Source organism: Streptomyces sp. NPDC051109, from assembly GCF_044455885.1.
In the GTDB taxonomy this organism is placed as follows: domain Bacteria; phylum Actinomycetota; class Actinomycetes; order Streptomycetales; family Streptomycetaceae; genus Streptomyces.
This window is the reverse complement of the sequence record NZ_JBITFF010000004.1, coordinates 271366-293418: the sequence shown is the minus strand read 5'-3', so window position 1 is coordinate 293418 and position 22053 is coordinate 271366. Positions and strand designations below refer to the sequence as shown.

Annotated in this window: 15 protein-coding genes and 1 pseudogene; 9 read left to right on the top strand and 7 right to left on the bottom strand. The window is 72.8% G+C overall.

Annotation, left to right across the window (positions count from 1 at the left end; translation table 11 throughout):
• Positions 1-88: 88 nt before the first annotated feature.
• Entirely contained in the window at positions 89-412 is a 324-nt protein-coding gene (locus ACIBAD_RS10090; RefSeq protein ID WP_134075561.1) for a hypothetical protein, read from the bottom strand.
• A gap of 131 nt (positions 413-543) precedes the next feature.
• Positions 544-1953 carry a PucR family transcriptional regulator gene (locus ACIBAD_RS10085; protein ID WP_398905695.1) on the bottom strand — a complete coding sequence of 470 codons (1410 nt, stop codon included), beginning with the start codon at positions 1951-1953 and terminating at the stop codon, positions 544-546.
• A gap of 116 nt (positions 1954-2069) precedes the next feature.
• On the opposite strand from ACIBAD_RS10085, the gene speB reads away from it, so the two are divergent.
• The 3 genes from speB to ACIBAD_RS10070 all read left to right on the top strand — a co-directional run bounded on the left by speB (position 2070) and on the right by ACIBAD_RS10070 (position 5542).
• Positions 2070-3050: an agmatinase gene (gene speB / locus ACIBAD_RS10080; protein ID WP_134075559.1), complete on the top strand. Its 981-nt coding sequence runs from the start codon at positions 2070-2072 to the stop codon at positions 3048-3050.
• Between the two features lie 26 nt (positions 3051-3076).
• On the top strand, positions 3077-4783 hold the full coding sequence (locus ACIBAD_RS10075) for a thiamine pyrophosphate-binding protein (RefSeq protein ID WP_398905692.1): 1707 nt from the start codon (positions 3077-3079) through the stop codon (positions 4781-4783).
• Between the two features lie 141 nt (positions 4784-4924).
• Entirely contained in the window at positions 4925-5542 is a 618-nt protein-coding gene (locus tag ACIBAD_RS10070) for a hypothetical protein (RefSeq protein WP_398905690.1), read from the top strand.
• On the opposite strand, the gene ACIBAD_RS10065 is transcribed toward ACIBAD_RS10070, so the two are convergent.
• Entirely contained in the window at positions 5532-6476 is a 945-nt protein-coding gene (locus ACIBAD_RS10065; protein ID WP_398905688.1) for a hypothetical protein, read from the bottom strand. The two genes, ACIBAD_RS10070 and ACIBAD_RS10065, sit on opposite strands and share 11 nt — an antisense overlap.
• A gap of 210 nt (positions 6477-6686) precedes the next feature.
• Between ACIBAD_RS10065 and ACIBAD_RS10060 the strand changes: the two genes are divergently transcribed.
• The 3 genes from ACIBAD_RS10060 to ACIBAD_RS10050 all read left to right on the top strand — a co-directional run bounded on the left by ACIBAD_RS10060 (position 6687) and on the right by ACIBAD_RS10050 (position 12606).
• Positions 6687-10556 (top strand): ABC transporter ATP-binding protein, encoded by a 3870-nt coding sequence (locus ACIBAD_RS10060; RefSeq protein WP_398905686.1) that lies wholly within the window; start codon positions 6687-6689, stop codon positions 10554-10556.
• A gap of 130 nt (positions 10557-10686) precedes the next feature.
• Complete coding sequence (locus tag ACIBAD_RS10055; RefSeq protein WP_398905684.1) at positions 10687-11088, top strand: hypothetical protein; 402 nt, start codon at positions 10687-10689, stop codon at positions 11086-11088.
• Between the two features lie 84 nt (positions 11089-11172).
• Positions 11173-12606, top strand: a complete 1434-nt coding sequence (locus ACIBAD_RS10050) for a S28 family serine protease (protein WP_134075554.1) — start codon at positions 11173-11175, stop codon at positions 12604-12606.
• A gap of 67 nt (positions 12607-12673) precedes the next feature.
• On the opposite strand, the gene ACIBAD_RS10045 is transcribed toward ACIBAD_RS10050, so the two are convergent.
• Together ACIBAD_RS10045 and ACIBAD_RS10040 are read right to left on the bottom strand one after the other, a co-directional pair.
• Positions 12674-14572 carry a glycoside hydrolase family 3 protein gene (locus tag ACIBAD_RS10045; protein WP_398905930.1) on the bottom strand — a complete coding sequence of 633 codons (1899 nt, stop codon included), beginning with the start codon at positions 14570-14572 and terminating at the stop codon, positions 12674-12676.
• A 55-nt stretch (positions 14573-14627) separates the two neighbouring features.
• A complete protein-coding gene (locus tag ACIBAD_RS10040) occupies positions 14628-15584 on the bottom strand; it encodes a LysR family transcriptional regulator (RefSeq protein ID WP_398905682.1) in 957 nt (318 codons plus the stop codon).
• Between the two features lie 111 nt (positions 15585-15695).
• Between ACIBAD_RS10040 and ACIBAD_RS10035 the strand changes: the two genes are divergently transcribed.
• Positions 15696-16679 carry an EamA family transporter gene (locus ACIBAD_RS10035; RefSeq protein WP_398905680.1) on the top strand — a complete coding sequence of 328 codons (984 nt, stop codon included), beginning with the start codon at positions 15696-15698 and terminating at the stop codon, positions 16677-16679.
• Here ACIBAD_RS10035 and ACIBAD_RS10030 read toward each other — a convergent pair.
• Together ACIBAD_RS10030 and ACIBAD_RS10025 are read right to left on the bottom strand one after the other, a co-directional pair.
• A pseudogene (locus tag ACIBAD_RS10030) lies at positions 16630-17127 on the bottom strand (GNAT family N-acetyltransferase); the annotation flags it as partial. The gene ACIBAD_RS10035 and the pseudogene ACIBAD_RS10030 overlap by 50 nt on opposite strands.
• 52 nt (positions 17128-17179) lie before the next feature.
• Positions 17180-17710: a DUF937 domain-containing protein gene (locus ACIBAD_RS10025; protein WP_134075550.1), complete on the bottom strand. Its 531-nt coding sequence runs from the start codon at positions 17708-17710 to the stop codon at positions 17180-17182.
• A 325-nt stretch (positions 17711-18035) separates the two neighbouring features.
• Here ACIBAD_RS10025 and ACIBAD_RS10020 point away from each other — a divergent pair, with 325 nt between their 5' ends.
• Together ACIBAD_RS10020 and ACIBAD_RS10015 are read left to right on the top strand one after the other, a co-directional pair.
• Positions 18036-20279, top strand: a complete 2244-nt coding sequence (locus tag ACIBAD_RS10020; RefSeq protein ID WP_134075549.1) for an ATP-dependent RecD-like DNA helicase — start codon at positions 18036-18038, stop codon at positions 20277-20279.
• Between the two features lie 182 nt (positions 20280-20461).
• The gene (locus ACIBAD_RS10015; RefSeq protein ID WP_030229520.1) at positions 20462-21751 is read left to right on the top strand and encodes a citrate synthase; all 1290 of its coding nucleotides are present in this window, start codon (positions 20462-20464) and stop codon (positions 21749-21751) included.
• Positions 21752-22053: the final 302 nt, after the last annotated feature.

Genomic DNA, 22053 nt, shown 5'->3' with positions numbered 1-22053 from the left:
CCGGCCGGGGCGGAACGCCGGCCGGCCGGCCGACCGTGCCGGCCGGCCGACGCCGGGTCCTGCTCGCCGCTGCTCGTTCCGCTGGGTCCTACTTGCCGAGGATCTTGCCGGTCCACTGGCCGGCGGCGCCGTGCATCAGGGCCCCGTTGCTCAGGACCTGGGTCCCGGGCAGCGCCGCCATGCCGATGTCGCCGGCCGTCGCCGCGCCGTTGTGGGAACCGACCGTGTTGTCGCGGCCGGCGTTGAACACGTCGTCGCCGGCCACCTGGGTCAGGTCCCCGAAGACGATCGAGTACGTGTTGTCGATCGGCGCGTACACGGTGAAGGCATCGTCGGCGGAGGCGGCGGACGCGCCGGCCAGGATGATGCCGCCGACGGCGAGAGCGGTCAGGACGGGACGGATCGATCGCACGGGTGCTGCCTTTCGAGTGGGGGTGGGGGATGCAGTGCGAACGTAGGCCGCCACCCGCCGCGACTCGGCGCACCCGCTGCCGTACGGTCCGAGTCCATCCGTACGGCGGAGCTGGCCTTGGGCCGGGCCGGTCAGGCCTCCGGCGCCCGGGTCAGTGCGAACCAGAGCTCCATGCGGGTGTCCGGGTCGTCGAGGTCGCGGTCGAGCAGCGCTGCGGCGCGGGCGATGCGCTGGCGGACGGTGTTGCGGTGCACGCCGAGGGCCGCGGCGCTGCGGTCCCAGCTGCCGTGGTGGGCCAGCCAGGCGCGCAGGGTGTCCCGCAGGCCGGGGGAGAGGGGGCCGAGCAGGGCTTCGGCGTGGGCGCGGGCCTCGGCCGCGCCGACGAGTCCCGCGAAGCCGGAGTCGGTGTGCCGGGCCAGCGGGGTCCGGGCCGCCTCGGCGCGCTCCAGGGCGCGGCGGGCCTGCGCGTCGGCTGCGGCCAGCGCGTCGGGTTCGGCCGGGGCGCTGACCCCCAGCCGCCACCCGGGCTGCGGGTCCGGATCCCGCTCGGTGAGGAGCCGTACGACCGGACCCGCCGGGTCCACCAGTACGGTGCCCAGCGCGGCGGCGAGGGCCTGCGGATCGGCGCCGCCGCGGGCGTGGACCGCGTACCAGGGCCCGGGCCCGCCCAGCGCCCCGGCGGGGGAGCCGCCCAGCAGCAGCCGGGTCAGCGCGGCGGCCTCCGCCCCGGCCGGCCGGTCGGCGGTGAGCAGGGCCAGCAGGACGGCGGCCACGGACGCGATCGTGTGGTCGCCGGGCACCCGCTCCGCCGTGGCGACGCCCAGGGCCTGGCCGCCGCCGAGGGCGTAGGCGGCGAGTCGGACTCCGTCCGCGGTGGCGGTGGCCGTGGCGGCGGCGCCGGGGGCCACCCGGCCGGCCAGTGCGGCCAGTGCGGCCATCGCCTCGGCGGAGGGTGCGGGTCCCGCGGCGGCGGACACGGCCTCCGGGGCCGGTGCCAGCAGCGCGGCCCAGCCGCCCAGGCTCGCCGCCAGGCGGCGCAGCACCGCCGCGACCGGGTCGGGGCGGGCGGCCGCGGCGGCGAGGGCCTGCTGGGCTTCGGTGACCCGGCGCAGCTCGCGGGTCCGCGCCTCGGCCATGAGCCGCCAGACGGCGCGGGCCACGGCCGTGAACCGGGTCTGCGGCGGGACCTCCAGCAACGGCAGCCCGTGCCGGACGCAGGCCTCGGCCAGCGCGGGCGGCACCTCCGCGTGCAGCGGCGCCACCCCGAACCCGAGCGCGGCCACCCCAGAGCCGACCAGTCGCCGTACGTACGCGTCGGCGGCGTCGGGCGCCTCGGCCGCATCGCCCGCGCCCGCCGTGAGGAGCAGCTCGCCGCCCAGGAGGTAGGGGGACGGGTCCGGCATCTCCGAGGCGTGCACCCCGTGCACCTCCGCCTGCTCCGGCCCGGCGACCAGCCGCAGGTCCAGTGCCTGGTCGGCGAGCAGCGCGCCGAGCCCGACCGCGGGCGTGGGCGGGGTGTCGGCCCCGGCGGGCTTCGGCATGGATGCTCCGTACAGTTCGAGGTCGCTTAGTGGATGAAACGTACACTTCGCGCCCCGGCGTGCGCGGCTTACGCTCGAAGGACCGCACCGTAGGACATCCAGAAGGGCACACCCCGATGAGCAACGAGCGCACCGAGCAGACGCCGCGCGGACCGGTCGACTCCTCCCGCATCCCGCGCTACGCGGGCCCCGCGACCTTCGCCCGGCTGCCCCGCCTGGACGAGGTCGGCTCGGCTGACGTCGCCGTCGTCGGTGTCCCCTTCGACTCGGGCGTCTCGTACCGCCCCGGCGCACGCTTCGGCGGCAACGCCATCCGCGAGGCCTCCCGCCTGCTGCGCCCGTACAACCCGGCGCAGGACGCCTCCCCGTTCGCGCTCGCCCAGGTGGCGGACGCCGGCGACATCGCCGTGAACCCCTTCAACATCAACGAGGCCGTCGAGACGGTCGAGGCGGCCGCGGACGAGCTCCTCGGCGCCGGCTCCCGCCTGATGACCCTCGGCGGCGACCACACCATCGCCCTCCCGCTGCTCCGCTCCGTCGCGAAGAAGCACGGCCCGGTCGCGCTGCTGCACTTCGACGCGCACCTGGACACCTGGGACACGTACTTCGGCGCCGAGTACACGCACGGCACCCCGTTCCGCCGTGCCGTGGAGGAGGGCATCCTCGACACCGAGGCGCTGTCCCACGTCGGCACGCGCGGCCCGCTGTACGGCAAGCAGGACCTGGACGACGATGCCAAGATGGGCTTCGGCATCGTGACCTCGGCCGACGTCTACCGGCGCGGCGCCGACGAGGTCGCGGACCAGCTGCGCCAGCGCATCGGCGACCGCCCGCTGTACATCTCGATCGACATCGACGTGCTGGACCCGGCGCACGCGCCCGGCACGGGCACGCCGGAGGCGGGCGGCATGACCTCCCGCGAGCTGCTGGAGATCATCCGCGGCCTGTCCTCCTGCAACCTGGTCTCGGCGGACGTCGTCGAGGTCGCCCCGGCGTACGATCACGCCGAGATCACCTCGGTCGCGGCCTCGCACACCGCGTACGAGCTGACGACGATCATGAGCCGCCAGATCGCCGCCGCGAAGAGGGCGAAGTAGCAGCCGAGAAGGGCGAGTAAGCGCACGTGACGCACGACCACGACCTGGTACTCCGTCCCACCGACGCCCAGCGGGCGGCCGCCCTCGCGCCGCCTCCGGGGCGGACGGGCGGGGACCTGGTCGTGGAAACGCTCCGCGGTCTCGGCGCGACCACCGTCTTCGGTCTGCCGGGCCAGCACGCGCTCTCCCTCTTCGACGCGGTGGGCCGCTCCGACCTGCGTCTGATCGGGCTCCGTACGGAGAACAACGCGGGCTTCGCCGCCGACGCGTACGGCCGCATCACGGGCGAGGCGGTTCCGCTGCTGCTGTCGACCGGCCCGGGCGCGCTGATGGCCCTGCCGGCCCTGGCGGAGGCGGCCGCCGCCTCGGCGCCCGTCCTCGCCATCGCCTCCCAGGTCCCGGTGGCGGGCCTGGGCGGCGGGCGGCGCGGGCACCTGCACGAGCTGCGGGACCAGTCGGCCTCGTTCCGGGACGTGGTGAAGTCGGTCCACACGGCCCGTACGCCCTCGCAGATCCCCTCCGCGATCGCGGAGGCCTGGGAATCGGCGCTGACGGCTCCGCACGGCCCGGTCTGGGTGGAGATCCCCGAGGACGTGCTCCGCGCGGAGACGATGATCCCGCAGGTCACGGCCGTGGACGCGAGCCCGCACGAACTGGCCCCGCGCCCCGAGCTCACCGCGCTCGCGGCGCACTGGCTGGAGCGGGCCTCCCGCCCCGTGATCATCGCGGGCGGCGGGGTGGTCCGCTCGGACGCGGCGGGCAAGCTGCGGCAGCTCGCGGAGCGGCTGAGCGCCCCGGTGGTCACCACGTTCGGCGCCAAGGGCGCCTTCCCGTGGACCCACCCGCTGTCCCTCCAGTCCTGGCTGGAGGACCGCCACATGACGGACTTCCTGGAGGACGCGGACGTCCTGCTGGTGGTCGGCTCGGGGCTGGGCGAACTCTCCTCGAACTACCACACGTTCTTCCCCGAGGGCCGGGTCGTCCAGATCGAGGCGGACCTCGGCAAGCTGGAGTCGAACCACGCGGCCCTCGGCATCCACGCGGACGCCCGCCTGGCCCTCCAGGCCCTCCTGGAAACGGTCGGCGAACGCCAGGACCCCGAGGCCCCGGAACGGGTGCGCCTGCTCCTGTCGGAGATCGAGACCCGCCTGTCGGCGCAGGACGTGGCGCTGGAGCGCGGCCTCCTCGCGTCGATCCGCGCGGCCCTGCCCGCCCGCTCCCCGTCCTTCTGGGACATGACGATCCTGTCCTACTGGGCCTGGTCGGCGTTCGACGCGAAGCACCCCAACACGATGCACTCGGCGCAGGGCGCCGGCGGCCTCGGCTACGCCTTCCCGGCGGCCCTCGGCGCCTGCGTCGCGGAACCGGACACCCCCGTCCTGGCGGTCTCCGGCGACGGCGGCGCGATGTACTCGATCGCGGACCTGGCGACGGCGAAGCAGTACGACCTGGACGTGACCTGGCTGATCGTGGACGACGGCGGCTACGGCATCCTGCGCGAGTACATGGCGGATTCCTTCGAGGGCCGCACGACGGCCACCGAACTCACCCGCCCGGACTTCGCGGCCCTGGCCGAATCCTTCGGCGTCCCGGCGACGACCACCACCCCGGAAACCCTGCGCGAGGACCTGGCCAAGTCCCTCGCGACCCCGGGCCCCACCGTCCTGGTCCTCCCGGCCACCCTGAAGATGTTCGCCCCGACCCACCTGCCCGCCGTGACTCCCGGGAACTGACGGGCGTTCGGCGTCCGTACGTTCCTTCGGATGACGGCCTCGTGTCCCGCGGCCGGCGTCACGGGCGGTGGGCGGGTGCCGTGGGACCTTGATCGGTGACCTGATCCGAGTCGACCCGGGAACCGAGGCGCCGACACCGTGATGCCCACGATCGCCCGAAGTCTTGCAGCAGCAGCGGCCACGACCGCACTGGTCGCGGCCCTGGCCGGATGCCAGGGGGGCGACCACCCGACGCCGTCTCCCTCCCCGGTGGTCCCGACCTCGGCCGGGACCACCGGTACCGAGCAGAGCGCGAACCCCGAACCCGAGGACTCCGCGTTCCTGGGGAAAAGCGCCTCCGGCTCCAGGCAGAAGGTCAACCTGCCGCAGTCGCGCGTGGGCGAGGCCGCCGGCCGCACTCTCACCATCGTCAACGACAAGGGCGAGTCCACGACCGTTCAGCAGGTCTCGGCCACCACCGACAGCGGAGACACCACGATCGCCGCGGACAACTGCTCCGGCGCCGAACTGCCACCCGGTGGAAGCTGCACAGTCACGATCCGGCACGTGGCCACGGAGGCGGGCAGCTACAGCGGGGAGCTCACCGCCGAGACCTCCGCCGGCGAGGCGCTCACAGTGGAGATCACCGGCGAGGCCGTCGGCGGGGAGCCCACCCCGGACGACACCGCCTCCATCCCGGAAGACACCTCCCCGACCCCCGAGGTGTCCGAGACCCCGGACACCGCCTCCCCGGCCTACGGCCCGGGCCTCAGGGGCTGATCTCCACCCGGACCGTCCCGTCGTCGGGAAGCACCACCAGGCGCAGCTCAGGGCGGATCTGGGCGTACGAGACGAGGTAGAAGCGGGACGGCGATTTCGCCAGGAGGCGAAATCCCCGGTACTGGTACCGGTAGGGCGCACTGCCGCGGCCCAGATCGTTGAACTCGATGGCGTCGGCGTGGTGCGGGATGGGGACGGACGAATGGACGATCAATCTGGGGCTTTCGTCCGTGTAGCCCGTCGCCACGACCCTGTCGGCTTTGGCCTGGCCCGCCATCGCCGCGTACCGCGCCATGGCGAAGAACAGGCTCAACGTGAGCAGCCCGATGAGCAGGGCGCCGCCGGCGAGCCACAGCCGGTTGCCCGTGCGGGCCGGCCGGCCGAGCTCGTCCCTGCTTTTGTTCAGGTGCATCTGCACGGCGAAGAAGGCCAGTGTGGCGCCCACGGCGACGACCAGGCAGGGCCCGAAGTTGCTCAGCCACCCGCTGGGGAGGTGCGGCAGCCAGTCCTCCCAGAAGAAGACCGGGAAGCCCGCCAGCACCAGGATCAGGCCGAAGGCGAGCAGCCAGCCGGTCACCCTACGGCGCACCGCTTCCCGGCCCGGCACGGCCAGTGCCCTGCCCACCCAGCCCAGCACCAGTAGCACGGCCAGTCCGCACATCAGCAGAAGCCAGAGGGGAAAAAAGACCGCGTCCGGACTCTTGACCACGTAGGCCTGGACGGAGAGCTGGAGATCGCTCGCGGGAACGCCGAGATGGCCGTAGTACGCGTCAGTGTACGTGCAGCCGAAGTAGTAGAGGAGGCCGAGTACGACGGTGGCCGGGGCCGTGACGTACGCCGCCTTCTCCAGGAACGATCCCGGCGTCTCCGGCGCCGGCGGGGGCAGCGTACGCGCCGGTTCCGGTCCGGGCTGCTGCTCCTCCGGCTCGGGCATGCGCCCAGTCTGTGCGCGGGGGACGGGCCCCGCACGCCGGGCCGCTCCGCCCGGCTGAACCCGCCCGGACCGCGCCCCGCTGCCCCGGTCGGCCGCGCCGGGCGTGCGACACAGGCGCGGCAGGCGCACGTTCGAATTGTTGCGGCGGGATGAAATCCGCCGGTCGGGGCGTTGGGGGAGGCGGCAGGACTGACGAACGGGGAGGACCACGTGGCGGCGGCAGCGACGGCAGCGGGCGAGAAACAAGGCTGGGCCAGGCGGCTCACCGCCTACACCTGGCGGTACCGGACCAATGTGCTGCTCGCCCTCGGGTCCTCACTGGCCGGCATGGCCGTCATGGCCCTCGTACCCCTGGTCACCAAGGTGATCATCGACGACGTCATCGGCGACCACACCAAGCCCATGGGCGTCTGGGCCGGGCTCCTCATAGCCGCCGCGGTCCTCGTCTACGTACTGACCTACATACGCAGGTACTACGGCGGCCGCCTCGCGCTCGACGTCCAACACGACCTGCGCACCGACATGTACGACACCATCGCCCGCCTCGACGGGCGGCGCCAGGACGAGCTGTCCACCGGACAGGTCATCGGGCGCGCCACCAGCGACCTCCAGCTGATCCAGGGCCTGCTCTTCATGCTGCCCATGACCATCGGGAACTTCCTCCTCTTCGGGATATCCCTCGGGATCATGCTGGCGCTGTCCCCGCTGCTGACCCTCGTCGCGCTGCTCATGGCCCCCGCGCTCTGGTTCATCGCCAAGCGCAGCCGCAAGAAGCTCTTCCCCGCCACCTGGTGGGCCCAGGGACAGGCCGCCGCCGTCGCCACCGTCGTCGACGGGGCCGTCACCGGCGTCCGCGTCGTCAAGGGCTTCGGCCAAGAGGAGCAGGAGACCGGCAAGCTGCGCAGCGCCGGGCGCCGGCTGTTCGCCGGCCGGATGCGGACCATCCGGCTCAACTCCCGCTACACCCCCGCCCTGCAGGCCGTGCCCGCCCTCGGGCAGGTCGCCATGCTGGCCCTCGGCGGCTGGATGGCCACGCAGGGGCACATCACCCTCGGCACCTTCGTCGCCTTCTCCACCTACCTCTCCCAGCTCGTCGGCCCCGTCCGCATGCTCGCCATGGTCCTCACCGTCGGCCAGCAGGCCCGCGCGGGCGTCGAGCGGGTCTTCGAGCTCATCGACACCGAGCCCGTCATCGAAGAGGGCACGCGGGAGCTGCCGGCCGACGCCCCCGCCACCGTCGAGTTCGACGGGGTCGTCTTCGGGTACGACCCCCAGCGGCCCGTCCTGGACGGGTTCTCGCTCTCCATCACCGAAGGCGAGACCGTCGCCGTCGTCGGGGCCTCCGGCTCCGGCAAGTCCACCGTCTCCCTCCTCCTGCCCCGCTTCTACGACGCCGACCGCGGCGCCGTCCGCGTCGGCGGGCACGACGTGCGCGAGCTGACGTACGACTCGCTGCGCGCCGCGATCGGGCTCGTACCGGAGGACTCGTTCCTCTTCTCCGACACCATCCGCGCCAACATCGCGTACGGGCAGCCCGACGCGACCGACGCGCAGGTCGAGGCGGCCGCCCGCGCCGCCCAGGCCGAATCGTTCATCCAGGCTCTGCCCGCGGGGTACGACACCAAGGTCGGCGAGCAGGGGCTCACCCTCTCCGGCGGCCAGCGCCAGCGCATCGCGCTCGCCCGCGCCATCCTCACCGACCCCCGGCTGCTGCTCCTCGACGACGCCACCTCGGCCGTCGACGCCCGCGTCGAGCACGAGATCCACGAGGCGCTGCGCGCCGTCATGGCCGGCCGCACCACCCTCCTGATCGCCCACCGCCGCTCCACGCTCGGGCTGGCCGACCGGATCGCCGTACTCGACCGCGGGCGGCTCTCCGACATCGGTACGCACGAGGAGCTGGAGCACCGCTCGGCCCTCTACCGGCGCCTGCTCACCGACCCGGACGCGCTCGGCGCCGGCTCGCCGCGCACCCCCGACGCGCCCGCGATGGCCGAGTTCGAGCGGGACATCGAGGGCAGGCTGGAGCGGGGCATCGAACTCGAAGCCGAGATCGACTCCGAGCCGGTCAACGCCAAGCGGCGGGTCGCGGACGGGGTGACCCCCGAGCTCTGGCGCCGCCAGGAGGAACAAGAGGAAGAGGACGCCGAGGCTGCCGCAGGGACCGCGGCCGCGACCGGCGCGCCCGGAACCGGTGTACCCGGCGCCACCGTGGCCGGCGCCGTCGCCGGCATGCCGGCCACCCCCGAACTGCTCGCGCAGGTGGCCGCCCTGCCGCCCGCCGACGACGAGCCCGCCGTGGACGAGGACCGCGCGGCGGCCGCCGAGACGAGCTACAACCTGCGCCGGCTGCTCCGCGGTTTCTGGGCGCCCCTCGCCATCAGCCTCGGCCTCGTCGCCGTCGACGCCGGCTCCGGGCTGCTGCTCCCGATCCTGATCCGGCACGGCATCGACAAGGGCGTCGAGCAGGCCGCACTCGGCGCCGTCTGGGTGGCCGCCGCTCTCGCGCTCTGCGTCGTCTTCGCGCAGTGGGCCGCCCAGTTCGCCGAGACCCGGATGACCGGGCGCACCGGCGAGCGCGTCCTGTACGCCCTGCGCGTCAAGATCTTCGCCCAGCTCCAGCGCCTCGGCCTCGACTACTACGAGCGCGAGCTGACCGGCAAGATCATGACGCGGATGACCACCGACGTCGACGCCCTGTCCACCTTCCTGCAGACCGGGCTCGTCACCGCCGTCGTCTCCGTCTTCACCTTCTTCGGCATCCTGATCGCGCTGCTCGTCCTCGACGTCGAGCTCGCACTGATCGTCTTCGCGACCCTCCCCGTGCTGGTCATCGGCACGATCGTGTTCCGCCGCAAGTCGGTCGCCGCGTACGAGCTCGCCCGCGACCGGGTCAGCCTGGTCAACGCCGACCTCCAGGAGTCCGTCTCCGGGCTGCGCATCGTCCAGGCGTTCCGCCGCCAGCGGGCCGGCGCCGTCCGGTTCGCCGAGCGGAGCGACTCGTACCGCCAGGCCCGGGTGCGCGGCCAGTGGCTGATATCCGTCTACTTCCCCTTCGTGCAGCTGCTGTCCTCCGGGGCCGCGGCCGCCGTGCTGATCGTCGGAGCGGGCCGGGTCGAGGCCGGCACCCTCACCACGGGCGCGCTGGTGGCGTACCTGCTCTACATCGACCTCTTCTTCGCCCCCGTCCAGCAGCTCTCCCAGGTCTTCGACGGCTACCAGCAGGCGACCGTCTCGCTCGGCCGGATCCAGGGGCTGCTGCGCGAGCCCACCAGCACCCCCCGCCCGACCGACCCGCGCGCGGTCGAGGAACTGCGCGGCGAGATCGCCTTCGAGGACGTGCGGTTCGCGTACGGGACCGCAGAGGAGCGCGGCGAGAAGGGCGAGGCGCTGGCCGGAATCAGCCTGCGGATACCCGCCGGCCAGACCGTCGCCTTCGTCGGCGAGACCGGTGCCGGCAAGTCCACGCTGGTCAAGCTCGTGGCCCGGTTCTACGACCCGACCTCCGGCCGGGTCACCGCGGACGGCGCCGACCTGCGGGAGCTGGACCTGACGGAGTACCGCCACCGGCTCGGGGTCGTCCCCCAGGAGCCGTACCTCTTCCCCGGGACGGTCCGCGACGCCATCGCCTACGGGCGGCCCGAGGCGGGCGACGCCGAGGTCGAGGCGGCCGCCCGCGCGGTCGGCGCCCACGAGATGATCGCCACCCTCGACGGCGGCTACCTGCACACCGTCGCCGAGCGCGGCCGCAACCTCTCGGCCGGCCAGCGCCAGCTGATCGCACTGGCCCGCGCCGAGCTCGTCGACCCGGACGTGCTGCTGCTCGACGAGGCCACCGCGGCACTCGACCTGGCCACCGAGGCCCAGGTCAACCAGGCCACCGACCGGCTCGCCGGCAAGCGCACCACCCTCGTGGTGGCGCACCGGCTGACCACGGCCGCACGCGCCGACCGCGTCGTGGTCATGGACCGCGGCCGGGTCGTGGAGGACGGGACCCACGCCGAACTCCTGGCCCGCGGCGGCCGCTACGCCGAGCTGTGGCGCACCTTCGTGGGCGAGGACGAGCGCGCCGCCGCCTGACCGCGCCGCCTGCGGGCGCTCGGGCCCGGCCCGAGGCCCGGCGACCCCCGGATCTTGCTGTACGCAACCTTCCGGGGGGTCTGCGCGTCGTACGTGCGTACGTGTTGCGTACGACCGATCGGGGGACAGCGTGGAGCACGGGCGGAAGGGGCGGGGCCGGGGGGCCGCGTCGGCGAGGGCGTGCGCGGCGGGGCTGATGCTGTGCGTCGGCGGGCTGCTCGCGGCGCCGCAGGCGCACGCGGCGACCGGTGGCTGCGGGGGCGACCTGGTCAGGACGCTGCCGCTGCCGACGGGCGAGGTGCGCGTCTACAAGAGCCGTACGCAGGCCTGCGCGGTGACCGTCGCCGACGACCCGGGCCGGCGCCGGGCGATGGCGGTCAGCATCCAGCCGCGCGGCGGGGTCCCGGTCCGCGACGCCGGGCAATTCACCCGATATGCCGGACCTGTCACTGTCGGTGCGATCACCCGCTGCGTGTATGTAAAGGGGGGCATCGAGGCCGGATCCGTCGATTCCGGCTGGATCCTGTGCTGAACGAGCGTCCCAACTAGGTCTGGTCAGCGGCGCATTGACCCCGCTAGGTTCACGGGCGACCGAAGTGAACTCAGGGGAGGGTGAATGCGCAAGACGCTCGGCTGGCTGCTGTCGCTCGTGGTGCTGATCGGCACCATGGGCGCAGCCGGCTTCACGGCTCAGGCGGCCACCGCCGCAGGGCCGTCCGCCGCGACGGACATCAAGGACGAGATCCTCGCCATTGCGGGGATGAGTCTGATCGAGGAGAAGGAGTACCCCGGGTACCGCTTCTTCGTACTGAACTACGAGCAGCCGGTCGACCACCGGAACCCGTCGAAGGGCACCTTCAAGCAGCGCCTCACCCTGCTGCACAAGGACGTCTCCCGGCCCACGGTCTTCTACACCTCCGGCTACAACGTCAACACCAGCCCGCGCCGCAGCGAGCCGACGACCATCGTCGACGGCAACCAGGTGTCGCTGGAGTACCGGTTCTTCACGCCCTCCCGGCCCGACCCGGCCAACTGGGCGAACCTGGACATCTGGCAGGCCGCCAGCGACCAGCACCGCATCTACACCGCCCTGAAGAAGGTCTACAAGAAGAACTGGCTGGCCACGGGCGGCAGCAAGGGCGGTATGACGGCGACGTACTACGAGCGCTACTACCCGCGCGACATGGACGGTGTCGTCGCGTACGTCGCGCCCAACGACGTCGTCAACAAGGAGGACTCGGCGTACGACCGGTTCTTCAACAAGGTCGGCACCAAGGAGTGCCGCGACAAGCTGAACGCGGTGCAGCGCGAGGCGCTCGTACGCCGTGAGCCGCTGGAGGCCAAGTACGCGGCCGCCGCGGCCGAGAACGGCTGGACCTTCACCACCGTCGGCAATCTCGACAAGGCCTACGAGGCCGTCGTGCTCGACTACGTGTGGGCCTTCTGGCAGTACAGCCTGCTGGCCGACTGCGCCTCCATCCCGGCCGCCGCCACCGCGAGCGACCAGGAGATCTGGGACTCGATCGACACGATCTCCGGCTTCTCGGCCTACGCCGACCAGGGCCTGGAGACGTACACGCCGTACTACTACCAGGCGGGTACGCAGCTCGGCTCGCCCGACATCAAGCAGCCGCACCTGGGGGGTCTGAGCCGCTACGGCTACCAGCCGCCGCGCAACTTCGTGCCCCGCGACATCCCGATGACCTTCCAGCCGGGGGTCATGGCGGACGTCGACAACTGGGTGAAGAACAACGCGAACCAGATGCTGTTCGTGTACGGGCAGAACGACCCGTGGGGTGCCGAACCGTTCCACCTCGGCTACGGAGTGCGCGACAGCTACGTGATGATCGCGCCGGGCGCCAACCACGGGGCCAACGTCGCCAAGCTCATGGACGGCGAGAAGGCGCTGGCCACGCAGAAGATCCTGCAGTGGGCCGGGGTCGCCCCGGCGGCCGCGCTCGCCGACGCGGGCCGGGCGACGCCGCTGGCGAAGCCCGACGCGGTGCTCGACCAGAAGGACGTGGAGCGCGAGCCGCAGCTGCGGCCGTAGCTCCCCGGTAGGGCCCGAGGGGCCACGGGAGAGGCAGTACGGCCGGAACGGTCGTACCCGGTCGTACTCAGTCGTACGACAGCCCGTGGCCCAGCGGGTAGCGGCCCGGCACCGGGACCGGGAGGCGGCCCGAGGGCCGTACCGCCCCGGTGACCACCCGGGCCGCCGCCCGCATCTCCACGTCCGTCCAGGTGTACGTCGCCAGCTCCGCCGCGCACGCGGGCAGTCGGGCGAGGTCGTACGGATTGCGGATCGCCACCACGACCACCGGCACCCCGGTGGCCAGCAGCTCCGTGACCAGCGTGCGCTGCGGATCGTCCCCCTCGGGGACGTTGTACGTGCACACCAGCACCGCCGCGTTGCCGGGGGCCGCGGCCACCGCCCGGGCGGGCGGCACGGCCGTCGCCCGGCAGCCCAGGGCGGTCAGCTCCCGGGCCAGTACCGCGGTAGGGGGCCCTGTCGTACCGCTGGGGGAGGCGGGGTCGGTTCCGGTGACCAGCACCCGGGGCGCGGCCGACGCGTCCAGAGGCAGCAGCTTGACGGGATTGGCCAGCAGGGTCGTCGTACCCGCCGCGATCTCGTCCGCGGCCGCCAGGTGCGCCGGGATCCCCACCAGCGCGTCCGTCCGCCCGGCGGCGGTGTGCGCCGCGTCGAACAGTCCGCGGCGGGACTTGAGTTCCAGGATCCGCAGCACCGACTCCTCGATCCGGGCCTGTGTCAGCTCCCCCGCCTCGACGGCCGCGAGCACGCTGCGGTGCGCGAGGCCCAGGTCCGGCGGGTTCAGCAGTTGGTCGCAGCCCGCCTTCAGGGCCAGTACCGGGACCCGGTCGTCCCCGTACTTCTGGCGTACCCCGGCCATGTCGAGGGCGTCGGTGACCACCACTCCCCGAAAGCCCAGGCGTTCGCGCAGGATGCCGGTCACGATCGGCCGGGAGAGGGTCGCCGGGTCCCCCGAGGGGTCGAGCGCGGGGAAGACGATGTGCGCCGTCATCACGGCGTCCACGCCCGCCTCCACCGCCGCCCGGAACGGGGGCTCGTCCAGCTCCTCCCACTGGGCCCGGCTGTGCCGCATCACCGGCAGCCCGACGTGGCTGTCGGTCTCGGTGTCCCCGTGGCCCGGGAAGTGCTTGGCGGTCGCGGCCACTCCGGCGCCCTGGTAGCCGCGGACCTGGGCGGCGACGAGGGCCGCCACCGCCCGCGGGTCGGAGCCGAACGACCGTACGCCGATCACCGGATTGGCCGGGTTGACGTTCACGTCGGCCACCGGCGCGTAGTCCTGCCGGATGCCCATCGCGGCCAGCTCGGCGCCCGCGATGCGCGCGGCCCGGCGGGCCTCGGCGGCGGCCGCGGAATCGGAGCCGGTATCGGTGGGACCCGTGCCGCCACCGGCACTTCCGCTCGTACCGCTCGTACCGCCGGCGCCGTCCGTACCGCCGGCGCCGTGCCGGGCTCCCAGGGCCATCGCCCCCGGCAGCAGCGTCGCGGGCTTGCCGATGCGCGCCACGGCGCCGTGCTCCTGGTCCGTGGAGAGCAGCAGCGGGACGCCGGAGCCGGTCCCGGCCGCCGCCCGCTGGAGGGCGGCCGACAGCTCGGCGATCTGCTGCGGGCCACGGGTGTTGTGGGCCCAGGAGAAGTAGATGATCCCGCCGAGGTGGTAGCGGGAGACCAGCTCGGCGGCCGTGCGCACCCCGAACAGCTTCAGGTTCTGCTCGGCGTCCGCCGGATCCGGATCGGTCGCCGAATGCCCGTACGCGCGGGACACGAAGAGCTGCCCGACCTTCTCGGCCAGGCTCATCCCGGCCACCAGGCGGAGCAGCGCGGCCCGGTCGGGCGCCCGCCCCGGCGGCCGGTCGGCGGGGCGGGCGTCGTCGGAGGGGCCGGCGTCCGGGCGCGGCGCGGCGCCCTCGCCTCCCGGGCCGCCGACAGCGGCGTACGAAGCCACCCCGGCGGCCGAGACGGCGGCCATGGCGGCTGCGGTGAGCAGGGACCTGCGGGACGCGTGGTACGACACGGGCCGGACCCTACTGCCGGGCCGCCCCAACGCCGCCGTGGACACTCGGGGGGTCCCCCGGAAGGGGTGCGGCGTACGCCCAGTGCTCCTGCAGGGTCCGCACGGCCTCGGTGATCGCCGGCCGGCGGGCCGCCCCCGTCCGCCACACGGCGTACAACCTGCGTACGGGGCCCGGTTCCAGCGGTACGGCCACCGCGCCCGGCGGCAGCGCCCCGGTGCCCAGCCTGGGCACGACGGCCACCCCGAGCCCGGCCGCGACCAGCGCGACGATGGTGTGGTTCTCCTCGGCCACGTGCGCGATGTCGGGCTCGAACCCGGCGGTGCGCAGCGTCCGCATCAGCCAGTCGTGGCAGACCCGGCCGGGCGGCTGGCAGACCCAGCGCTGGCCGCCGAGGTCCGCCCGGCGGATGACCGCCCGCCCGGTGAACGGGTGGTCCCGCGGTACCACCAGGTCGCAGCGGTCGTCCCCGATGACCGCCTGCTCGACGCCCTCCGGCGCCGGCAGCGGGGCGATGTCCCAGTCGTGGGCCACCGCCAGATCGGTGACCCCCCGGGCCACCAGGTCCACCGACAGGTGGGGGTCGACCTCGGTGAGGCGTACGTCCAGCGCGGGGTGGCGGCGCGCGAGATCGGCGAGCACCCCCGGCATGAGCCCGCGCGCCGCCGACGCGAAGGCGGCCAGGGTCAGCAGCCCGCCCGGCTGCCCGCGCCGCTCCTCCAGGGTGGTCTCGGCGCGCTCCACGATCGCCAGCAACTCCTGGGCGGTCTCGGCGAGGTGGCGGGCCTCCTCGGTGAGCGCGACCCCGCGCCCGCGCCGCTCCAGCAGCGTGGTCCGGGTCTCCCGCTCCAGCTTGGCGATCTGCTGGGACACGGCGGAGGGGGTGTATCCGAGGGCGGCCGCCGCGCCCGCGACCGAGCCGTGGACGGATACGGCGTGCAGGGCGCGCAGCCGGGAGAGGTCGAGCATGCGGCCCATCGTAGGCATCCCCGGCCCGCGGGGCACCCGTAAGCGATGCTTCATCCATCCCGGAAGGGATCCGCGCTGGTGCTACATGGTCGCCGCGTCGATGCTCGAAGCATGCGTCCCGTTCACACCGCACTCGCCGTACTCGTCGCCGCCGTCTGGGGCTTCAACTTCGTCGTCATCGAGATCGGACTCGGCCACTTCCCGCCGCTGCTCCTGTCCGCCCTGCGCTTCCTCGTCGCCGCGCTGCCCGCCGTGTTCTTCGTCGGCCGGCCCAAGACGGCCTGGAAGTGGATCATCGCGGTCGGAGTGGCCCTCGGCGTCGCCAAGTTCGGGCTCCTCTTCACCGGGATGGCCGCCGGGATGCCGGCCGGACTGTCCTCGCTCGTGCTCCAGGTGCAGTCCGTCTTCACCGCCGTCCTCGCCTCCCTCCTCCTGCGCGAGCGGCCGGGTCGGGTCCGGGTGGCCGGCATGGCCGTCGCGCTCGCCGGGATCGCCGTCGCCGCCGTGGACGGGGGCACCTCCGGGCCGGTGCTCGGCTTCACCCTGGTCGTCGCGGCCGCCGCCTGCTGGGGCGTGTCCAACGTGCTGACCCGCAAGGCGTCCCCGCCCGACGCGCTGAACTTCATGGTCTGGGTGTGCACCGTCCCGGTGCTGCCGCTGTTCGCGCTCTCGCTGCTGCTGGAGGGGCCCGGGCGGGACCTGGCGGCACTGCGCGCCCTGGACTGGTCGGGGGCCGCGGTCATCGCCTATGTCGCCTGGGTGTCCACCGTGTTCGGGTTCGGCGCCTGGAACCACCTGCTGAAGCGCTACCCGGCCTCGTCGGTCGCGCCGTTCTCGCTGCTGGTGCCGGTGTTCGGGATGTCCTCGGCCGCGCTGGTCCTGGGCGAGGACATCTCGGGGCTGCGGTGGGTGGCGGCGCTGCTGCTGGTCGGCGGGGTGGGCATGACCTCGCTGGCCCCCGCCCGCGCGGGCACCACCCGTACGACGACGGTGGCGGGCGGCGGCGCGGCGGAGGGCGGTGGGGCGGGCAGCGGTGCAGCGGAGGTCAGCGCGGGGAGTCCGCCTGCAGCGGCAGCCGCCAGTCCTGCCCCGTGAGGGCGACGCCGTAGGAGCGGTGCGGGCGCTCGGCGACCAGGGTGAACCCGGCGCGCTCGTAGAGGGAACGGGCCGAGGTCAGCACGTCGTTGGTCCACAGCACCAGCTCGCGGTAGCCGACGGAGCGGGCGAACGCGACGACCGCGTCGACGAGGAGGGACCCGATGCCGTGGCCCCGGCCCTCGGGCTCCACGAGCAGCAGTCTCAGCCGCGCCGTGCCGGGCGAGCCGTCCTCGCGGACGCACATCACCGAGCCGACCGGGCGGCCGTCCAGCTCGGCGATCCACACCCGCTCCAGATGCGGGTCGTGGTCCTCGGCGAAGTCCGCGACGATCCGGGCCACCAGGCCCTCGAAGTCGGTGTTCCAGCCGTACTCGGCGGCGTAGAGCGCGCCGTGCCGCTGGACGATCCAGCCCAGCTCCCCGGGCTCGGGTTCCCGCAGCCGTACCGAAGCGGCGGAGTTGTCAGCAGGGGGCTCCATGGCGCTCGAGGGTAGCTGGCTACCTCTTGCCGCCGCCCAGGATCTGGCCGAGCAGGTCGCCGAGCCCGCCGCCCCCCGCCGGGGCGGCGGACGGAGCCGCTCCGGGAGCTGCGCCCCGGGATCCGGCGGCGCCCTCGCCGGCCGCCGCGCGCTTGGCGAAGACCGCCAGCAGCACCGGGATCAGCATCTCGATGACGCGGGCGACGGTGGCCGCAGGGATGCCGGTCTTCTTGGACACCGCCGCCGCGACCGGCTTGCTCACCTTGGCGAGCACCCCGGCCATCAGGCCACCGCCGAGCAGCCCGCCACCGAGCGTGGCCACGCCCTGCAGCGGGGGTTCGGCCACCTCGGCGAAGGCCTGGCGGACCTCGACGCCGTCGTCGTCATCGGCGGCGGCCTTCTGCTGGAGGCCGCCCGTCATGGCGCCGACCGTGGTCGCGACGGTCTCGCGGGCACCCGCCGCGTCGGTGCCGAGCAGGCCGGCGATCTCGTTCAGCCGGTCCGGGCCCAGCTCGCCGAGCACGTCATCCTGCACTGAGGGTTCGCTCATGCCCGAAACGCTACTTCTGTAGTGATTCACCGGCACTTCGGATCAGCTCCCGAGCCCGTTGAGGTAATGGAAACGTAAAGTTCCGATTCCGCGTGCAACCCCGGAGCGGGGCAGCGGGTCGTATGGTGCGTCGGCACTTCCGGGGAGGGATCTGGGGGGATCGGGAAGTCCGACACGGGAGGGGTAACCGTGGGGGGGTCCGGCCGCGAGGCCGGACCCCCTTCTCGGTGGTCGGGGTCGTCGGGCGCCTTCCGGGTCGTCGCCGGTGGCCGCGGGTTGTCCACAGGGATGACGGGCTGTCGGCGCCGGGCGGTAGCTTCGTGCCATGGCAACCAACGGGGCGGTGCAACTTGCGGTGGTCGAGGGGGTGCTTGAGCGCATCACCTACGCCAACGAGGAGAGCGGGTACACGGTCGCCCGCGTCGACACCGGCCGCGGCAGCGGGGACCTGCTCACGGTCGTCGGCTCCCTGCTCGGGGCCCAGCCCGGCGAATCGCTGCGCATGGAGGGCCGCTGGGGATCCCACCCCCAGTACGGCAAGCAGTTCACGGTGGAGAACTACCGCACCGTGCTCCCCGCGACCATCCAGGGCATACGGCGCTACCTCGGCTCCGGCCTGATCAAGGGCATCGGCCCGAAGATCGCCGACCGGATCGTGGAGCACTTCGGCACCGACACGCTCGACGTGATCGAGGAGGAGCCGAAGCGGCTGATCGAGGTGCCCGGACTCGGCCCCAAGAGGACCAAGCTGATCGGCGCCGCCTGGGAGGAGCAGAAGGCCATCAAGGAGGTCATGGTCTTCCTCCAGGGCGTGGGCGTCTCCACCTCCATCGCGGTCCGGATCTACAAGAAGTACGCCGACGCCTCCATCTCAGTGGTCAAGAACCAGCCGTACCGGCTCGCCGCGGACGTGTGGGGCATCGGCTTCCTGACCGCCGACCGGATCGCCCAGGCCGTCGGCATACCGCACGACAGCCCCGAGCGGGTGAAGGCCGGGCTCCAGTACGCCCTGTCCCAGTCCACCGACCAGGGGCACTGCTTCCTGCCCGAGGAGCGGCTCATCGCCGACGGGGTCAAGCTGCTCCAAGTGGACACCGGGCTGGTCATCGAATGCCTGGCCGAGCTCGCCGCCGATCCGGAGGGGGTCGTGCGGGAGGCCGTGCCCGATCCGCAGGGCGGGCCGCCGCTGACCGCCGTGTACCTGGTGCCCTTCCACCGGGCGGAGTTGTCGCTGGTCGGGCAGGTGCGGCGGCTCCTGAACGCCGAGGACGACCGGATGCCGGGCTTCCAGGACGTGGACTGGGACAAGGCCTTCGGCTGGCTGGCCGGGCGCACCGGGGCCAAGCTGGCCCCCGAGCAGCGGGACGCCGTCACCCTGGCGCTGACCCGCCGGGTGGCCGTCCTGACCGGCGGGCCGGGCTGCGGGAAGTCCTTCACCGTCCGCTCGATCGTGGAGCTGGCCCGGGCCAAGAAGGCCAAGGTGGTGCTCGCCGCACCCACCGGCCGGGCCGCGAAACGGCTCTCGGAGCTCACCGGGGCCGAGGCCTCCACCGTGCACCGGCTGCTGGAGCTCAAGCCGGGCGGGGACGCGGCGTACGACCGGGAGCGCCCTCTGGATGCGGACCTGGTCGTCGTGGACGAGGCCTCGATGCTGGACCTGCTGCTGGCGAACAAGCTGGTCAAGGCGGTGGCGCCGGGTGCGCACCTGCTGCTGGTCGGGGATGTGGACCAGCTGCCCTCGGTCGGCGCCGGCGAGGTGCTGCGGGACCTGCTGGCCGAGGGCGGCCCCGTCCCCGCGGTCCGGCTGACCCGGATCTTCCGGCAGGCCCAGCAGTCGGGCGTGGTCACCAACGCCCACCGGATCAACACCGGCCTGCCGCCGCTCACCGACGGGCTGCCGGACTTCTTCCTGTTCCCGGAGGAGGACACCGAGGAGGCCGGGCGGCTCGCCGTGGACGTCGCCGCCCGGCGGATTCCGGCCAGGTTCGGGCTGGACCCGCGCCGCGACATCCAGGTGCTCGCGCCCATGCACCGCGGCCCGGCCGGCGCCGGAAACCTCAACGGGCTGCTCCAGCAGGCCATCACGCCTGCCCGGCCGAACCTGCCCGAGAAGCGGTTCGGCGGCCGGGTCTTCCGCGTCGGCGACAAGGTCACCCAGATCCGGAACAACTACGAGAAGGGCGCCAACGGCGTCTTCAACGGCACGGTCGGCGTGGTCACCGCCCTCGACGTGGACGAACAGCGGCTGACGGTGCGGACGGAGGAGGATGAGGAGGTCGGCTACGAGTTCGCCGAGCTGGACGAGCTGGCGCACGCGTACGCCGTCACCATCCACCGCTCCCAGGGGAGTGAATATCCGGCCGTGGTGATCCCCGTCACCACCGGTGCTTGGATGATGCTCCAGCGAAATCTGCTCTACACGGCGGTGACCAGGGCGAAGAAACTGGTCGTGCTGGTCGGGTCCCGCAAGGCCCTCGGCCAGGCTGTGCGTACCGTTTCCGCAGGCAGGAGGTACACGGCGGTCGCGCCCAGGCTGTCCGGCCGGATACCGGTGGGAAACATCACCTAGATGATCGATCATTTGGGGTTCACGCACCGGTGCGGAGGGGGCAGGATGAGCTGGTTGAAGGCACTCAGTGCCGTCAAAAGGACCAAAGGCCGACCCCGAGTGCACTCTCCTGCGCCAAATGGGGGAAGGTAGAGGCAGTCAGGGCACCTCGAAGAAGAGGCACTACGTCGGTGAGGGATGACGTGAGCGACAACTCTGTAGTACTCCGGTACGCGGACGGTGAATACACCTACCCGGTGGTCGAAAGCACCGTCGGTGACCAGGGCTTCGACATCTCGAAGCTGAGGGCCCAGACCGGGCTCGTCACCTTGGACAGCGGCTACGGCAACACCGCCGCCTACAAGTCCGCGATCACCTACCTCGACGGTGAGCAGGGCATCCTGCGCTACCGCGGTTACCCGATCGAGCAGCTGGCCGAGCGTTCGACCTTCATCGAGGTCGCGTACCTGCTGATCAACGGTGAGCTGCCGACCGTCGACCAGCTCGCGTCGTTCCGCAACGAGATCACCCAGCACACGCTGCTGCACGAGGACGTGAAGCGGTTCTACGACGGCTTCCCGCGTGACGCGCACCCGATGGCGATGCTGTCCTCCGTGGTCAGCGCGCTGTCGACGTTCTACCAGGACAGCCACAACCCGTTCGACGAGAAGCAGCGCCACCTCTCGACGATCCGCCTGCTGGCCAAGCTCCCGACGATCGCGGCCTACGCGTACAAGAAGTCGGTCGGCCACCCGGTCGTCTACCCGCGCAACGACCTCGGCTACGTCGAGAACTTCCTGCGCATGACCTTCTCCGTGCCGGCCCAGGAGTACGACCTGGACCCGGTCGTGGTCTCGGCGCTCGACAAGCTGCTGATCCTGCACGCGGACCACGAGCAGAACTGCTCGACCTCCACCGTGCGCCTGGTCGGCTCCTCGCAGGCGAACATGTTCGCCTCGATCTCCGCCGGCATCTCGGCCCTGTGGGGTCCGCTGCACGGTGGCGCCAACCAGTCCGTTCTGGAGATGCTCGAAGGCATCAAGAACGACGGCGGCGACGTCGACGCCTTCATCCGCAAGGTGAAGAACAAGGAAGACGGCGTCCGCCTCATGGGCTTCGGGCACCGCGTCTACAAGAGCTTCGACCCCCGGGCGAAGATCATCAAGGCTGCGGCGCACGACGTCCTGTCGGCGCTCGGCAAGAGCGACGAGCTGCTCGACATCGCGCTCAAGCTGGAAGAGCACGCGCTGGCCGACGAGTACTTCGTCTCGCGCAACCTCTACCCGAACGTGGACTTCTACACCGGTCTGATCTACCGGGCCATGGGCTTCCCGACCGAGATGTTCACCGTGCTGTTCGCGCTCGGCCGCCTTCCCGGCTGGATCGCCCAGTGGCACGAGATGATCAAGGAGCCGGGTTCCCGCATCGGCCGCCCGCGCCAGATCTACACCGGCGAGGTCCTGCGCGACTTCGTCCCGGTCGAGGCCCGCTGACCCGAGGTACCTCGAAGCTTGCGAAAAGCGCCCCGCCGTCGATCCCCCCACGGGTCGACGGTCGGGGCGCTTTCCTTTCCCCGGAACGGATTCCCCCCACGGGACCCGAGCCGGGGCGTCGGCGAGGAGTGCACGCGCGGTGCGCTCCAGTGGGTGTCTGCCGGGACCCGTCCGGGTCGGGAGGGCCGCTCAAAGCACCCCGTTGGGCACGCGTCCCGGCCGGCTGATGCCCCGGACGTCCCCCAAGACCCCCGTGAACGTCCCCCAAGACGTTCCTGGCATCGCCCCATTAGACCCACTGC

Excerpts from the sequence above, each read along its gene's own strand:
- ACIBAD_RS10040 (WP_398905682.1), bottom strand. The coding sequence starts at position 15,584 with ATGCTCGACCTCTCCCGGCTGCGCGCCCTGCACGCCGTATCCGTCCAC.
- ACIBAD_RS10065 (WP_398905688.1), bottom strand. The coding sequence starts at position 6,476 with ATGCCCGAGCCGGAGGAGCAGCAGCCCGGACCGGAACCGGCGCGTACG.
- speB (WP_134075559.1), top strand. The coding sequence starts at position 2,070 with ATGAGCAACGAGCGCACCGAGCAGACGCCGCGCGGACCGGTCGACTCC.
- ACIBAD_RS10070 (WP_398905690.1), top strand. The coding sequence starts at position 4,925 with ATGCCCACGATCGCCCGAAGTCTTGCAGCAGCAGCGGCCACGACCGCA.
- ACIBAD_RS10035 (WP_398905680.1), top strand. The coding sequence starts at position 15,696 with ATGCGTCCCGTTCACACCGCACTCGCCGTACTCGTCGCCGCCGTCTGG.
- ACIBAD_RS10045 (WP_398905930.1), bottom strand. The coding sequence starts at position 14,572 with ATGGCCGCCGTCTCGGCCGCCGGGGTGGCTTCGTACGCCGCTGTCGGC.
- ACIBAD_RS10025 (WP_134075550.1), bottom strand. The coding sequence starts at position 17,710 with ATGAGCGAACCCTCAGTGCAGGATGACGTGCTCGGCGAGCTGGGCCCG.
- ACIBAD_RS10020 (WP_134075549.1), top strand. The coding sequence starts at position 18,036 with ATGGCAACCAACGGGGCGGTGCAACTTGCGGTGGTCGAGGGGGTGCTT.
- ACIBAD_RS10050 (WP_134075554.1), top strand. The coding sequence starts at position 11,173 with ATGCGCAAGACGCTCGGCTGGCTGCTGTCGCTCGTGGTGCTGATCGGC.
- ACIBAD_RS10085 (WP_398905695.1), bottom strand. The coding sequence starts at position 1,953 with ATGCCGAAGCCCGCCGGGGCCGACACCCCGCCCACGCCCGCGGTCGGG.